This window comes from Aeromonas sp. TECH754, from assembly GCF_056279295.1.
In genome coordinates, this window is sequence record NZ_JBWBRA010000001.1 from 467,935 (window position 1) to 482,278 (window position 14,344).

General features: G+C 61.7%; 12 protein-coding genes and 1 pseudogene. 7 read left to right on the forward strand and 6 right to left on the reverse strand.

Annotated features, from left to right (window positions below; genetic code table 11):
- Positions 1–39 precede the first annotated feature (39 nt).
- Positions 40–636 carry a GDSL-type esterase/lipase family protein gene (locus ACZ9IL_RS02100; protein ID WP_476002003.1) on the forward strand — a complete coding sequence of 199 codons (597 nt, stop codon included), beginning with the start codon at positions 40–42 and terminating at the stop codon, positions 634–636.
- A 90-nt stretch (positions 637–726) separates the two neighbouring features.
- On the opposite strand, the gene rdgC is transcribed toward ACZ9IL_RS02100, so the two are convergent.
- A complete protein-coding gene (rdgC, locus tag ACZ9IL_RS02105; protein WP_476002004.1) occupies positions 727–1,638 on the reverse strand; it encodes a recombination-associated protein RdgC in 912 nt (303 codons plus the stop codon).
- 180 nt (positions 1,639–1,818) lie between these two features.
- Between rdgC and ACZ9IL_RS02110 the strand changes: the two genes are divergently transcribed.
- The 4 genes and pseudogenes from ACZ9IL_RS02110 (at position 1,819) to ACZ9IL_RS02125 (ending at position 7,518) form a co-directional block, all read left to right on the forward strand.
- Positions 1,819–2,247 carry a GNAT family N-acetyltransferase gene (locus ACZ9IL_RS02110; RefSeq protein ID WP_476002005.1) on the forward strand — a complete coding sequence of 143 codons (429 nt, stop codon included), beginning with the start codon at positions 1,819–1,821 and terminating at the stop codon, positions 2,245–2,247.
- A gap of 119 nt (positions 2,248–2,366) precedes the next feature.
- On the forward strand, positions 2,367–3,593 hold the full coding sequence (locus ACZ9IL_RS02115) for an exonuclease SbcCD subunit D C-terminal domain-containing protein (protein WP_476002006.1): 1,227 nt from the start codon (positions 2,367–2,369) through the stop codon (positions 3,591–3,593).
- Positions 3,590–3,727: pseudogene (locus tag ACZ9IL_RS02120) on the forward strand (exonuclease SbcC); the annotation flags it as partial. The gene ACZ9IL_RS02115 and the pseudogene ACZ9IL_RS02120, both read left to right, overlap by 4 nt.
- A 38-nt stretch (positions 3,728–3,765) precedes the next feature.
- Complete coding sequence (locus ACZ9IL_RS02125; protein ID WP_476002007.1) at positions 3,766–7,518, forward strand: AAA family ATPase; 3,753 nt, start codon at positions 3,766–3,768, stop codon at positions 7,516–7,518.
- A gap of 230 nt (positions 7,519–7,748) precedes the next feature.
- On the opposite strand, the gene crr is transcribed toward ACZ9IL_RS02125, so the two are convergent.
- The 4 genes from crr to cysK all read right to left on the reverse strand — a co-directional run bounded on the left by crr (position 7,749) and on the right by cysK (position 11,742).
- The gene (crr, locus tag ACZ9IL_RS02130; RefSeq protein WP_005325875.1) at positions 7,749–8,258 is read right to left on the reverse strand and encodes a PTS glucose transporter subunit IIA; all 510 of its coding nucleotides are present in this window, start codon (positions 8,256–8,258) and stop codon (positions 7,749–7,751) included.
- A 43-nt stretch (positions 8,259–8,301) separates the two neighbouring features.
- Complete coding sequence (gene ptsI, locus ACZ9IL_RS02135; protein WP_476002008.1) at positions 8,302–10,029, reverse strand: phosphoenolpyruvate-protein phosphotransferase PtsI; 1,728 nt, start codon at positions 10,027–10,029, stop codon at positions 8,302–8,304.
- Positions 10,030–10,073: 44 nt separating this feature from the next.
- A complete protein-coding gene (locus ACZ9IL_RS02140; protein ID WP_005303128.1) occupies positions 10,074–10,331 on the reverse strand; it encodes an HPr family phosphocarrier protein in 258 nt (85 codons plus the stop codon).
- 442 nt (positions 10,332–10,773) lie between these two features.
- Positions 10,774–11,742, reverse strand: a complete 969-nt coding sequence (gene cysK / locus ACZ9IL_RS02145) for a cysteine synthase A (protein ID WP_476002009.1) — start codon at positions 11,740–11,742, stop codon at positions 10,774–10,776.
- Positions 11,743–12,011: 269 nt separating this feature from the next.
- Between cysK and ACZ9IL_RS02150 the strand changes: the two genes are divergently transcribed.
- A complete protein-coding gene (locus tag ACZ9IL_RS02150) occupies positions 12,012–12,353 on the forward strand; it encodes a hypothetical protein (protein WP_476005395.1) in 342 nt (113 codons plus the stop codon).
- A 54-nt stretch (positions 12,354–12,407) separates the two neighbouring features.
- Positions 12,408–13,529 (forward strand): beta-ketoacyl-ACP synthase III, encoded by a 1,122-nt coding sequence (locus ACZ9IL_RS02155; protein WP_476002010.1) that lies wholly within the window; start codon positions 12,408–12,410, stop codon positions 13,527–13,529.
- Between the two features lie 74 nt (positions 13,530–13,603).
- Here ACZ9IL_RS02155 and tsaA read toward each other — a convergent pair whose 3' ends face one another.
- Positions 13,604–14,308: a tRNA (N6-threonylcarbamoyladenosine(37)-N6)-methyltransferase TrmO gene (gene tsaA / locus ACZ9IL_RS02160; protein ID WP_476002011.1), complete on the reverse strand. Its 705-nt coding sequence runs from the start codon at positions 14,306–14,308 to the stop codon at positions 13,604–13,606.
- Positions 14,309–14,344 lie beyond the last annotated feature (36 nt).

Below are 14,344 nucleotides of genomic sequence, written 5' to 3' on the forward strand. Positions count from 1 at the left end.
ACAAATTTATCAACGATTGAGACTGGGCGGGGAGGATGGATGAGACATCTGGTGATGGGACTGTGCTGCCTGCTGCTGGCCGCCTGTGGTGAGCCTGGCCTCAAGCCCCTGGGCGCGGGGGCGACCATCTTGGCCTTCGGTGACAGCCTGACCGAGGGGCGCGGCGTCAGCCCGGCCCAGAGCTACCCCAGCGTGTTGGCGCAGTTGAGCGGCCGCACCGTCATCAATGGCGGGGTGTCGGGGGAGCTCAGCCTAGGGGGCAGGGCCCGTTTGCCCGGACTGCTGGCCGAGCACAAGCCGGCGTTGGTCATCCTGCTGGAGGGGGGCAACGACATCTTGCGCGGCAGCGGGGAGGGGGCGCTCAAGGAGAACCTGGCCGCCATGATAGAGGCGGCGCAGGGCAGCGGCGCCCAGGTGCTGCTGGTGGGGGTGCCTCGCAAGTCCCTGTTTGCCGACGGGGCCCCCCTCTACGGGGAGCTGGCGGAGCGCTACGGGCTGGTGCTGGACAACGACAGCCTCGGCGAGCTGCTGCGCAGCCCCGTACTCAAGTCCGATGCGGTGCATTTTAACGAGCAGGGCTATCGCACCCTGGCCGAGCGGCTGCACCGACGGCTGCAGGAGCGTGGCGCACTCTGAGTCACGTCAGCTACGACAGATGCCGTCGGATCATCCGGTCGCAGAATGAAAAAACCGCCAGCAGGCGGTTTTTTACGGCGTGGCGAGCATTCAGATGGACTGCTCTTCGCCCCCGAGGGCGGCGAACAGGGCCGGGATGAATTGGGCCAGCTCGGCGGTCACCAGAGCGAAGTCGGCGTCCAGGCGGGCGGCCGGATCTTCGCTGGTCACATCGTCGTTCTGCTCGCGCAGCTCTTCGCTGAACTTGAGACGCTTGATGGAGAGATCGTCCCCCAGCACGAAGCTCAGGGTCTCGCCCCAGTTCAGGGCCAGCTTGGTCACCATCTTGTCGTTGGCCAGGTGATTCTTGATCTCCTCGCTCATCAGATCCTGCTGCTTGCAGCGGATGATGCCGCCGTGCTCCATGGCACTGCGCAGCTCGGCCTCGTCTTCCAGGGTGAAGCTGGCGGGCAGATTGCCCTCGTTCAACCACTCGGTCATGGTGATCTCGGGCGGGTTCTTGAGCGCCACCGGCACCACCGGCAGGGAGCCGATGGACTTGCGCAGCAGCGCCAGCAGATCGTCCGCCTTCTTGGCAGAACCGGCATCCACCACCATCAGGTTGTCGGCGGGGTTGATCCAGGCGAAGGTCTGGCTGGTGCGGCTGAAGGCGCGCGGCAGCAGGGTATGCATGATCTCCTCCTTCAGCGCCTCCTTCTCCTTCTTCTTGAGGGCGCGGCCCTGCTCGAATTCGATCGCTTCAACCTTCTCCGCCAGCATCTCCTTGATCACCGTGCCCGGCAGCATTTTCTCTTCCTTGCGGGCGCACAGCAGGATGTGACCGGAGGCACTGTGAGTCAGGGTTGAACCGAATTTGCCGAGGGGCTTGACCCAACCGAACCGGGAGACATCCTGGCTGCCACAGGGGGTGAAGGCGCAGGCCTCCAACTGGGTTTCCAGCTGCTCCACGGTCAGTTCGAAGGGGCGGGTAAAGCGATAAATCTGCAGGTTTTTAAACCACATGGCGTCCTCGGTCTCATAGATTGTCCGGCGGGCATTGTACTAGAGAGGCGCTTTGTGATCAGCCAATCATTCTCGCTAAATAAAGGGCGATCGAGTTCACAGGGCATCATGTTTGGCACTCGGACGGTGAGCGAACTCCCCTAGACTGCTGGTGTTCAACTTGTTAACAAGGATAAGTAAATGTTGAGAGCGAGTCGGCCGCAAGACATGGAAGAAATAGTCGAAATCTGGTTGCTGGCGTCTTTGCAGGCCCATGACTTCGTCGATGCGTCCTGCTGGTGGCAGGCTCAGGAGGAGCTGAGAACCCGTTATCTCGATCACGCCCGCATCTGGGTGTTCGAGGAGCGGGGCGAGCTGCTCGGTTTCATGGCCCTGGTGGACGATTTTCTGGCCGCGCTGTTCGTGCGCCCTGACCGGCAGGGGCGCGGGGTTGGCCACGCCCTGCTGCAGGAGGCCAAGCAGCAGGGGGGCGAGCTGCACACCCGGGTATTCGTGGAGAACGAGCCCGCGGTGCGCTTCTATCGCCGCCATGGCTTCACCGTCGGGGACGAGGTCTCGGATCCCCTGACCGGTCATCCCCAGTATCAGATGCACTTTCTGCCGAGTTGAAGTGGGCCCGGCCGCCAGCCTTTGTTGGCTGGCGGCGCTTGAAAAAAGGGGGCCATGTCCGCATCCTGTCTGCATTCGGTGCCCTTGGCACCCCTCCCTTTATACCGAGCCGCTTTCTCATGAAGATCCTGCACACAGCCGACTGGCACCTTGGCCATCAACTCCACGGTCATGAGCGCCGTTTCGAACACGATGCCTTCCTCGACTGGCTGGCCGAGACCATCAGGCAACGGCAGATAGATGCCCTGCTGGTGGCGGGGGATTTGTTCGATACTGCCAATCCCCCTGCCAGCGCCTGGCAGCAACTCTATCGCTTCCTGGCGAGGCTGCGCGCCGAACACCCGGCACTGGACATGGTGCTCATCGGCGGCAATCACGACTCCCCCTCCAAGCTGGATGCCCCTCACGAGCTGCTGCGCGCCTTCGATCTGCATCTGGTGGGCAGCATCAGCCGGGACGGGGAGGGGCGGCTGGAGACGGAGCGCCTGCTGGTGCCGCTGCGGGGCAAAGACGGCAAGGTGGCCGCCTGGTGCGCCGCCGTGCCCTTCCTGCGCAGCAGCGATCTGCGGGTCGAGGCGCTGGCGGAGGGGCAGGACAGGTTGATTGAAGGAGTTCGTCAGATCTATGAGACCGTGCTCGGCGCCGGCCGTGCGCGCTGTGAGCCGGATCAGGCGCTGATCGCCATGGGCCACGCCTATCTGGCAGCGGGTCAGCTCTCGGAGCTCTCGGAGCGGCGGGTGCTCGGCGGCAACCAGCATGCCCTGCCCGCCGATATCTTCGCCCAGGCCGATTACACCGCCCTCGGTCACCTTCATCTGGCCCAGAGCCCGGCCCCCGGCGTGCACTACAGCGGCTCGCCGTTGCCTCTGTCGCTGGCCGAGACAAACTACCACCATCAGGTGCTGGAGGTGACGTTCGAGGCGGGCAGGCTGGCCACGCTGGAGCGGATCCCGGTGCCTCGCAGCGTCGAGATGATCCGGTTGCCGGAGAGCGATCTCGCCACGGCCCTGACCGCCATCGAGGCGCTCGATCTGCCGGCGCGTCCGCCGGAGGCGCAGCCCTTCCTCGAGGTGCGGCTGTTGCTGCCCAAGCCCGAGGCCCGCATTCGCGAGCGCGTGCTGGCGGCCATGGCCGGCAAGCCGGTGCGCCTGGCCCGCATCAGCACGCGCTATCAGGGGTCGGGTCAGGGGCTGGCCGATGGCGCAGAGCGGCGCAGGCTGGACGAGATCTCCCCCACCGAGGTGTTCAGGCTCTGTTATCAGCGCCAGTTCGAGGGGGAGCCGACGGCCGAACTGGTGGCCTCGTTTGAAGAGATTTTGGTGCAGGTGAAGGAGTCAGAGGCATGAAGATCCTCTCTCTTTCAGGCGAGAACCTGGCCAGTCTGACCGGCCGTTTCACCATCGATTTCAATGGCGGTGCTCTGGGCGCCGCCGGTTTGTTCGCCATCACCGGCAATACCACCGATGGGGGCAAGAGTACGCGCGATATCGGGTTGGCGTGGTTGGAGGTGTGTGACGCATGAAGATCCTCTCTCTGTCAGGCGAGAACCTGGCCAGTCTGACCGGCCGTTTCACCATCGATTTCAATGGCGGTGCTCTGGGCGCCGCCGGCTTGTTCGCCATCACCGGTAATACCGGCGCGGGCAAGAGCACCCTGCTCGACGCCATCTGTCTCGCCCTCTATGACGAGATGCCGCGCTTCATCGCCAATCGCAAGAACGTGGCCGAGGTCGGTCGCCAGGATGACGAGGAGAAGCTCAAGGCCAACGACGTGCGTGGCATCCTCAGCCGCGGTCACGCCAGCGGCGTTGCCGAGGTGCAGTTTCGTGGCTGCGACGGCCGCCGCTATCTGGCTCGCTGGGCGGTGCGCCGGGCACGCAACCGCTCGGAGGGACGCTTCCAGGCTCAGGAGCGCAGCCTGACCGATGTCCAGACCGGACAGCTCTTTTCCGGCAGCAAACGGGAATTGCAGGAACGTATCGATGAGCTGGTGGGGCTCTCCTGGGAGCAGTTCCGCCGGGCGGTGATCCTGCCTCAGGGGGAGTTTGCGGCATTCCTGAAATCCAGCGCCGACGAACGCTCGGCACTGCTGGAGCGGATGACTGGCACCGAGCTCTACTCCGCCATCTCGATCCAGACCCATGAGCGTGCCCGCACCGAGCAGCAGGCGCTCACGGCCATCAGCCAGCGGCTCGGTGACGTGGCGCTGATGGACGAGGCGACCCGGGAACACTGGATCGACGAGCAGCAGCGCCTCTCCATCGGTCTCAAGCATGAGCAACAGCAGCGTCAGCTGTTGCAGGATTTGCGCGATCTCAACGTTCGGATCAACGGCCTGCGCCAGGCTTGCCAGGAAGGGCAGGCCGCCCTGACCGCCGCCGAAGCGGCTCACAATGAGGCTACTTCCGAGCGGGAGGAGTTTGCCCGGGCCGAGCAGGCCCAGGTGGCCCGCGCCGATCACGACGAGCTGGCTCGCCTGACCGAGGAGCTGCAGCAGCAAACGCTGCTTATCGGCCAGTTGGGTCCTGAACTTGCGCAGATTGAGCAGGCGCAGCAGCAGGCTGTGCTGCGCGAGCAGCAGTTGCTGGCAGACAAGAGTGCCGCCGAGCGGGAGTGGGGGGCGTTGCAACCCGAGCTCAAGCGGGCGCAGGAGCTCGATACTCGCATCAAGGAGAGAGTCAGCCAGTTGCAGGAGATCCGGCAACAGGGCACCCAGGCCCGCACGCTGCAGCTCAAGTTGCAGCAGGAGTGGCAGCAGCAAGCCGAACGGATACAAGGGCTGACGGCGCGCCGCCAGCAATGGGCGAGCTGGCTCGAGGAGCGCAAAACCCTGGCATCCCTGGCTCCTCAGTGGCGCCCCTTGCTGGCCGCCATGCAGGATTGGGTCGAGAGTCGGGCGCAGTTGCAGCGCTTGCAGCAGAGCCGCGAGCAGCGCAGTCAGGCCCTGCGCGAACTTGGCGCACGCCTGGAGCAGGGCCAGCAGGAGCGGGAGCATTGGTTGCAGGAGCGCAGCCGGCTGCAACGCCAGCACGATGAGCAGCAGGCGCAGGAGTGGGATGCTCAGGTGGCCCGTGCCCAGGAGCGACGCCAATCCGACACCGAGCAGTTGGCGCGGGTGCATCAGCTGCTGGAGCTGGCAGAGGCGGGTCGCAGCCACAGCGAGCAGCAGGAGCGGCTGTGGCAAGAGATCGCCACCCTCGAGCAGCAACTGGCCCGGCTCGCGGCCTTGCACGCCGAGTGGGAACCGGCCCTGGCCCGTCTCGCCATCCAGCGTGACGAGGCGCGCCGTGCACTGGAGCAGGCCCGCGCCGTGGCCAGTTTCGAGCAGCATCGTCATGAGCTGCAGGATGATGAACCCTGCCCGCTGTGCGGTGCCAGGGAGCATCCCTATCGCCAGAGTCAGCCGCAGGTGGCGGGTATCCTGGCTCAGCAGGCCGACCGCACCCGGCAGTTGGATCTCGAGTGGGAGCGGCTCAATCATCAACACATTCAAGGGGAAAGCGAGCGGGTCGAACTGACCCGTCAGCTGCTCGCCCGTCAGCAGCAACAACCCGAGCTGGCGACGAGCGCCGAGCGTCTCGTCGTACGTTGGCGTCAGCTGGCAGGCAACAATCTGCCCGAGCTGGCATTGCGTCAGGATCAGAGCCCGGCCGAGTGGACCGAGCTGCAGGCCCAACTGCTGGTGCAAGCGGAGGCCCTGAAATTGAGCCTGGCGACCGGTCAGCAGCAGTTACAACAGGCTCAGCAGGAACAGCAGGCGCTGGCGGGGCTGCGTGAGCAGCTGGCCCAGCTCAATGCTCGTCATCAGCAGTTTGAACAGCAGTGGCACGAGAGCGAGCGCCAGAAGGTGGAGTGGGAGGCCGAGCTCAAGGGCCTGGTCGAGCAAGAGAGCAGCCTGCGCCAGCGTCTGGCACAGGGGGAGACCCGGCTCGATCAGCAGATGGGGGCCGAGCCTTGGCGCCAGTGGGCAGAAGGCCAGCGTTGGCAGGCGTGGCAACAGACCTGCGAGGCCTATCTGCAGGGGCAGGGGGAGTGGGAGCAGCTCGGGGCGGACATCGCCAGCCAGACGCCCGTCCTGAGTGCGCAGGCGGTGCGGGTGCAGAACCAGGACGAGCTGATGCACAAGCTGGAGCTTGACTACAAGGAAGGGGATCTGCAGCGGCAGGGACTCGTTGCCAGTCGGGAGGCCTGCCTCGAGGGGCGTGCCATCGTCACGGTCGAGAGCGAGTGGCAGCAGCGACTGCAGCAGTTGAACAGCCAGCTCGATGGGGCAGTGACGACCCTGCGCGCATTGCGGGAGCGACAAACCGAGCTCAAGACCCGGATGACCCATCTCGAGCAGGACCGGCAGCTGAGCAGCCGGCGGCAGCGCGAGGTGCAGGGACGCTGGTCGGCCCGGGCCAGCACCCTCGGCATTGCCGAGTATGAACTGCGTCGGTTGCTAGCCATCCAGCCGGATGAGATCAAGGCGCGCCGCGCCGCCTTGCAGCGTCTGGACGATGCCCTGGCCGAGGCGCGTACCCGGCTCGGCGAGCGTCAGCGGGCTCAGGCGCAGGAAGAGGCCAAGCGGGAACGCTACCGTGAGCACCACGGTGAGTTGACGGCGCTCAGTGCCGAGGCGCTGAGCCAGCGCCTCGGTGCCTGCGAGACCCATTGCCGCGAGCTGGAAGAGCTGCTGTTCCAGTGCAAGAGCGCCTTGGCTCAGGCCGAAGCAGCCGCGATCAAAGTGGGAAGCCTGCAGGAGGAGCTGGCTCGCCAGCAAGGGGTGGCCGATCACTGGCAGCAACTGAGTGAACTCATCGGCTCCGCCAGCGGCGCCAAGCTCCGCACCTTCGCCCAGAGCCTCACGCTCGAGCGTCTGTTGCTGGAGGCCAATGCCCAGCTCGCCGAGCTGTCGCCACGCTACCGGCTGGAGCGGGTGCCCGGCACCGATCTGGCGCTGCAGGTGGTGGATCTCGACATGGGGGACGAGGTGCGCTCGGTGGACTCCCTCTCCGGTGGCGAGAGTTTCCTGGTGTCGCTGGCATTGGCGTTGGCGCTCTCCAGTCTCTCCTCCCGCCAGACTCAGGTCGAATCGCTGTTCATCGACGAGGGGTTCGGCACCCTGGATCCGGACAGCCTGGATCTGGCGCTCTCCAGCCTCGACTCCCTGCAGGCGGCGGGTCGCCAGATTGGGGTCATCTCCCACGTGCAGACCCTGGTTGAACGCATCGGCGTGCAGATCAGGGTCGAAGCCCTCGGTGGAGGCGAGAGTCGAGTGGTATTGCCCTGAACCGGGGGTTGTCAGATCCACTGCAATAAAAAGCCAGTCCGGGGTGCCGGACTGGCTTTTTCAATACGCGAAATGGATGAAGATCCCTTCGTCACCGGCATGGGTGAGGGGGAGTGGATGAGAAATCGCCCGCGTTATCCCATGTCTGGATCATGACGGTCAGGAATAAAAAAACCGAAGCCAAGGGCTTCGGTTTTTTGTAGCGGCAACTGGCGCAGGCCAGCAGCGCATTATTTCTTGATGCGGATCACCGGGGTCTCGCCCACGGTCACGGCGCCAGTCATCTTGATCAGCTCTTTGATCTCATCCATGTTGGAGATGACCACAGGTGTCAGGGTAGACTTGGCTTTCGCTTCCAGAACGGCCAGATCGAACTCGATGATGGTATCACCACGTTTGACCTTCTGACCTTCCTGAGCGATACGGGTGAAGCCTTCGCCCTTCAGCTCAACGGTGTCGATACCGAAGTGAACGAACAGCTCGATACCAGAGTCGGATTCCAGAGAGAACGCATGGTTGGTCTCGAAGATCTTGCCGATGGTGCCGTCGCACGGGGCAACCATCTTGTTGCCAGCCGGCTTGATGGCGATACCATCACCCACGATCTTCTCGGCGAAGACGACGTCAGGTACATCTTCGATCGGTACGATTTCGCCTGACAGGGGGGCAAAGATTTCGATGCCACCGGTGTCAGAGCTGTCATCGGAAACCAGTTTCTTCAGTTTATCAAACAGACCCATAGTAAAAGCTCCTAGAGATGATTGTCGCTGTTTGCAGCCGATCTTAGCAGACTGCCTTCTGCTTAATAAAGTTATCTACACAGGCTTCGATTTCGGCGGCGGTCGCATAGCTCAGAGCCTGGTCTGCCATTGCCTTCACATCTTCGAAGTTGGTGTTACGGATAAGCTTCTTGATACGCGGCACAGAGATGGCGCTCATGGAGAACTCATCCAGACCCATACCCAGCAGCAGCAGGGTGGCACGTTCGTCACCAGCCAGTTCACCGCACATACCTGTCCACTTGCCATTGTCATGGGAAGCGTCGATGACCATCTTGATCAGGGTCAGGACGGAGGGCGACAGCGGGTTGTACATGGCGGAAATCATCTCGTTACCACGGTCGACGGCCAGGGTGTACTGGGTCAGGTCGTTGGTACCGATACTGAAGAAATCCACTTCCTTGGCAAGATGATGAGCCATCACGGCAGCGGCCGGGGTCTCGATCATGATACCTACTTCGATGGATTCATCAAAGGCTTTGCCGTCGGCGCGCAGTTCGGCCTTCAGCTGTTCCACGGTCGCCTTGAGGCTGCGGAACTCTTCGACGGAGATGATCATCGGGAACATGATGCGCAGCTTGCCAAAGGCAGAGGCGCGCAAAATGGCCTTCAGCTGGGCGTGCATGATGTCTTCGCGATCGAAGAAAATACGCACGGCACGCCAGCCCAGGAAGGGGTTCATCTCTTTCGGGAAATTCATGTAGGGCAGTTCTTTGTCGCCGCCGATGTCCATGGTACGGACGATGATCGGTTGATCCGGCATGGCCTCTGCCACTTCTTTGTAGGCCTTGAACTGCTCGTCTTCGGTCGGCAGCGCATCACGGTCCATGAACAGGAACTCGGTGCGGTACAGACCCACGCCTTCGGCGCCATTGCGGATGGCACCCTCGGTATCCTTGACGGTACCGATGTTGGCGCAGACTTCGACCTGATGACCATCCAGGGTGATGGCAGGCAGGTCTTTCAACTTGGCCAGTTCATCTTTCTCGGCCTGGAACTGGGCCTGGAATTTCTTGGCCTCGGTCAGTTGCTCGGCGGTCGGGTTGACGATGATCTGGTTGTTGATCCCATCCAGTATCAGCATGTCACCATTGTTGACACGCGCGGTGACGTCGTTGGTGCCCACGATGGCCGGCAGCTCCAGAGAGCGGGCCATGATGGAGGTGTGAGAGGTACGGCCACCGATGTCGGTGACAAAACCCAGCACGTATTTCAGGTTGATCTGAGCGGTTTCGGACGGGGTCAGGTCTTTGGCGACCAGGATGACCTCTTCGTCGATGGTACTCAGATTGACAACGGCGATGCCCAGCACGTTCTTCACCAGACGGGTTCCGATGTCACGGAAGTCGGTGGCGCGCTCACGCAGATAAGGGTCATCCAGATCGGCCATCATCTTGGCGTACTGTTCGATCACCTCATAGATGGCTTTGTCGGCGGATGCCTTGTTGTCTTTAATGAAGGATCTGATATCCCCTTCCAGCTCCTCATCTTCGAGCAGCATGATGTGGCCTTCGAAGATGGCCTCTTTTTCCTCACCGAAGGTGCGACCGGCCATCTCTTTGATGGCTTCCAGCTGTGTGGCTGACTTGGTGCGGGCTTCGAGGAAGCGGTTGATTTCGGCATCAATCTGGTCAACAGAAATCTTGCCCTGATTGATAACGATTTCATCTTCTTTCAGAAGAAGCGCCTTGCCGAATGCGATACCGGGGGACGCAAGAATGCCAGATATCATAATCCTTCCTATTAAAACGACTGTGGGGGAGGAATAAAGCCGGATTACTCCAGCTCGTCCATCAGGGCAACCAGCTTCTCAACGGCTTTCTGAGCGTCCGGGCCGTCGGCCTGGATGGTCACGTTGGTGCCTTTGGTCAGGCCCAGGGTCTGCAGCTTGAACAGGCTCTTGGCGCTGGCGGATTTGCCACCGGAGACCACAGTGATCTCGCTTTGGAATTCTTTGGCTTCTTTCACGAACTGAGCTGCGGGACGGGTGTGCAGGCCGTTTTCAGCAGTAATAACAACAGACTTCTCGTACATGGTTTCACCCCATATTATTGATATTGTGTGGAGAGATGGTCGCTTATGAGGCTCCCTGTCTCACCGTGTCAGTATGGATATGTTGTAAAGTAACGAAATCAGACCTGCAATGGTTTAATCCAGGTCAATTTTCTGTGCAGTATTCGGCGTCCTGGCTAAGTCTTTTTCGTTATCGGGCTACAAGCCGCGTCAGGACTGGCCTGAAATTAATTTATAACGAAAAATAACACTTTGTTACCTTGTGATACCTAACCGGCAAACACCTCGTGACGCCGCACAGGATATGAGATTTATCACAGAATGTCTGCTTTTTTTGTCACCCTGAAATTTGTTATTTTACCCCAAAAAATAAGGGGCCGACTGGCACTGCCGACTACTGAGTCTAGCTCATAAAGAAAACGGCGCCCCGAAGAGCGCCGTTGTTTTGATGTAAGCCGATCAATTACTGCTGCAGTTCCTGCTCGCTGAACACCCCGGCAAACAGGGCGCTGGAGAGGTAGCGCTCGGCGGCGCTCGGCAGTATGACGACGATGGTCTTGCCTTCAAACTCCGGCAACTCGGCCAGACGCGCGGCAGCCACCACGGCGGCGCCAGAGCTTATTCCCGCCAGAATGCCTTCCTCTTCCATCAGGCGACGGGCCATCTCGATGGACTCCTCGCTGCTCACCTGCTCGACTCTGTCCAGCAGAGTCAAATCCAGGTTGCCCGGGATGAAACCGGCGCCGATACCCTGAATTTTGTGGGGACCGGGTTTGATCTCCTGGCCGGCCAGCTTCTGGCTGATGACGGGGGATTCTGAGGGTTCGACCGCGACCGAGACGATGGCCTTGCCTCTGGTCTGCTTGAAATAGCGAGAGACCCCGGTGATGGTACCGCCGGTACCGACGCCCGCCACGAACACATCCACGTCACCGTCGGTGGCTTCCCAGATCTCGGGGCCGGTGGTCTTCTCGTGAATTTCGGGGTTGGCGGGGTTTTCGAACTGCTGCAGCAAGACGTACTTGTTCGGCTCGGATTCGAGGATCTCGTTGGCCTTGGCGATGGCGCCTTTCATGCCGAGCGGGCCTTCGGTCAGCACCAGGTTGGCGCCGAGCGCCTTGAGCAGCTTGCGGCGCTCCAGGCTCATGGTGGCCGGCATGGTCAGGGTGATGGGATAGCCACGAGCTGCGGCCACGAAGGCCAGGGCGATGCCGGTGTTACCGCTGGTGGGCTCGATGATCTCCTTGCCCTTGGTCAGCACGCCGCGTTTCTCGGCATCCCAGATCAAGTTGGAACCGATCCGGCATTTGACGCTGAAGCTGGGGTTGCGGCTCTCGATCTTGGCCAGCACACGGCCCTTGGTAACACGGTTGAGACGAACCAGCGGGGTGTTGCCTATGGTCTGGCTGTTGTCCTCAAAAATTTTGCTCATGGTGCTATCCCTGTGTTTGTTAAGGCGATGAAACCAGATTACCCTGTGATTTCTGAATGAGAAGTGACGAATCGTTATAACAATATGTTATTACAACATATAGAACTTATTCTTTATTACCGAGGCCCAGGCCGGGCCTTGTGCTACCAAGGGAACGGACGCCATGGGACTTGCAGGAAGCGATCGCTATCTCGCCTCAACGGCACTGAGTATGGCAGTCAATGCCGCCATCTTGCTGGAAAAGCCCCTGCTCATTAAGGGTGAGCCCGGTGCCGGCAATACGGAGCCGGCGAGGCAGCCGCTGCATCACTTGGCACATCAAATCCACCACCAAGGCCCAGCCGGGACTCTATGAATACGATGACGTGGCGCGGTTGCGGGACTCCCAGCTCGGCGACCCGCGAGTGGGGGATATCGGTCACTACATTCGCCGTGGCCAGCCGTGGCTCGCCCGGCTGCGGCAGCACTATCCCAAGCTGGTGTGGATCAACCCTCTCCCCAGACGGGAGTGGCTCTGGCATCCCTCCATCAAGTTGATCAACGAATTGATCGGCGGGCGCATGCACCCGCTGACCCTGGCTGGTCTCGCCCAGGCGATCGATCAGCTGTAATCCTCTGACCCTACAAAACAGACAAGCCGGGATTGCACCCGGCCAGGAGCAAAGATGACTTCCATCGTAATCAGCGGTTCGGGCCTCTATACCCCGCCCTTTGCCGTCAGCAACGAAGAGCTGGTAGCGGCCTTCAATCAGTATGCTGATCTCTACAACGAGGAGAACGCCTCCGCCATCGACGCCGGCCAGCTGGACGCCAAGCAGCATTCGAGCTGCGAGTTCATCGAGAAGGCCTCCGGCATCAAGAGCCGCTATCTGGTGAGCAAGGAGGGGGTGCTGGATCCCGACATCATGCAGCCGCTGCTCCCCGAGCGCCCGGACGACAAACCCTCCATCATGGTGGAGATGGCGGTGGCCGCCGCCGAGCAGGCGCTGATCGCCGCCGGTCGTGAGCCCGGTGAGATCGATCTCGTCATCGTCGCCGCTTCCAATATGCCGCGCCCCTATCCGGCGCTGTCCATCGAGCTGCAGCACTATCTCGGCGCAACTGGTATGGCGTTTGACATGAACGTGGCTTGCTCCTCCGCCACCTTCGGCATCAAGACGGCGGCGGATCTGCTGGCGGCGGGCACCGCCAAGCTGGCGCTGGTGGTGAACCCGGAGATCTGCTCGGGCCACCTCAACTTCAGGGACAGGGACAGCCATTTCATCTTCGGCGACGCCTGCACCGCTGTGCTGCTGGAGCGGGAGGCCGATTGCAAGGTGGCCAATCCCTGGCAACTGGTGGCCAGCAAGCTGGTGACCCAGTACTCCAACAACATCCGCAACAACTTCGGCTTTTTGAACCGCTTCAGCCCGCGCACCCGCTATGGCGATGACAAGCTGTTCCGCCAGCAGGGGCGCAAGGTGTTCAAGGAGGTGCTGCCGCTGGTGTGCGAGCAGATAGACGGTCAACTGAAGGCGCAGGGCTGGGAGGCGGAGGAGTTGAGCCGGCTCTGGCTGCATCAGGCGAACCTCACCATGAACCAGTTCATCGGTCGCAAGCTGCTGGGCCACGATGCCAGCCAGGAGGAGGCGCCGGTGATCCTGGACAGCTACGGCAACACCAGTTCGGCGGGCTCCATCATCGCCTTCCACCTGTTCAACCAGGACTTGCCGAGCGGGGCGCGCGGCGTGCTCTGCTCCTTCGGCGCCGGTTACTCCATCGGCAGCCTGCTGCTGCAACGTCGCTAATCATTCCGACCTTGTTCTTACAATGAAAAAACCACCCGCCTGGGTGGTTTTTTACACTGCCTGATTGGAATTTTTCACGCCATTTCTATAGCCAGGATCACGCACTCTGGTTCATTTATCTTAAATTTCACGTTCAGGTCGAACAATCTCACTCCGTACTCTTTCTCGTCCGGCTTGCCTTTCTTGTAGGCTGGACGCGGATCCTGGGCCAGCACCTCGCTCACCAGCTGGCGCAGCTCGGGGTGGGCCTTGAGCCAGGGTTGCAGTTGCTGCTCCGCCTCGGCGCTGAAGCTCACCATGAGCGGCGGGGTCGGGGCATCCGGGGCGAAGCCGCCGCGGGCATCCGGCAGGCTATCGGCATAGGGGATATAGGGCTTGATGTCGACGATGGGGGTGCCGTCCAGCAAGTCCACTGCGCCGAGTTCGAGCCACAGCTTGCCGCGCTCGCGGCCCACGCCGTGCAGCGCCACCACCGACAATCCGAGAGGATTGGGGCGGAAGGTGGAGCGGGTGGCGAAGACGCCGACCCGCTCGTTGCCGCCGAGCCGAGGTGGGCGCACCGTCGGGTGCCAGCCCTGGGCCATGGTCTGGTGGAACACGAAGCTGAGCCAGAGGTGGGAGAACTGCTCGATGCCGCGCAGCACATCCGGCTGATCGTAGGGGGGCAGCAACTCGAGCCGGGCGCGGGCCGACTTGACCAGACCGGGCTGGCGGGGGATGGCAAACTTCTCCTTGTAGGGAGAGTGGATGATCCCGAGGGTGTCGATTTCGAACTTCATGGCGGATCCTGACAGAAAACCCCGGCAATTTAGCAC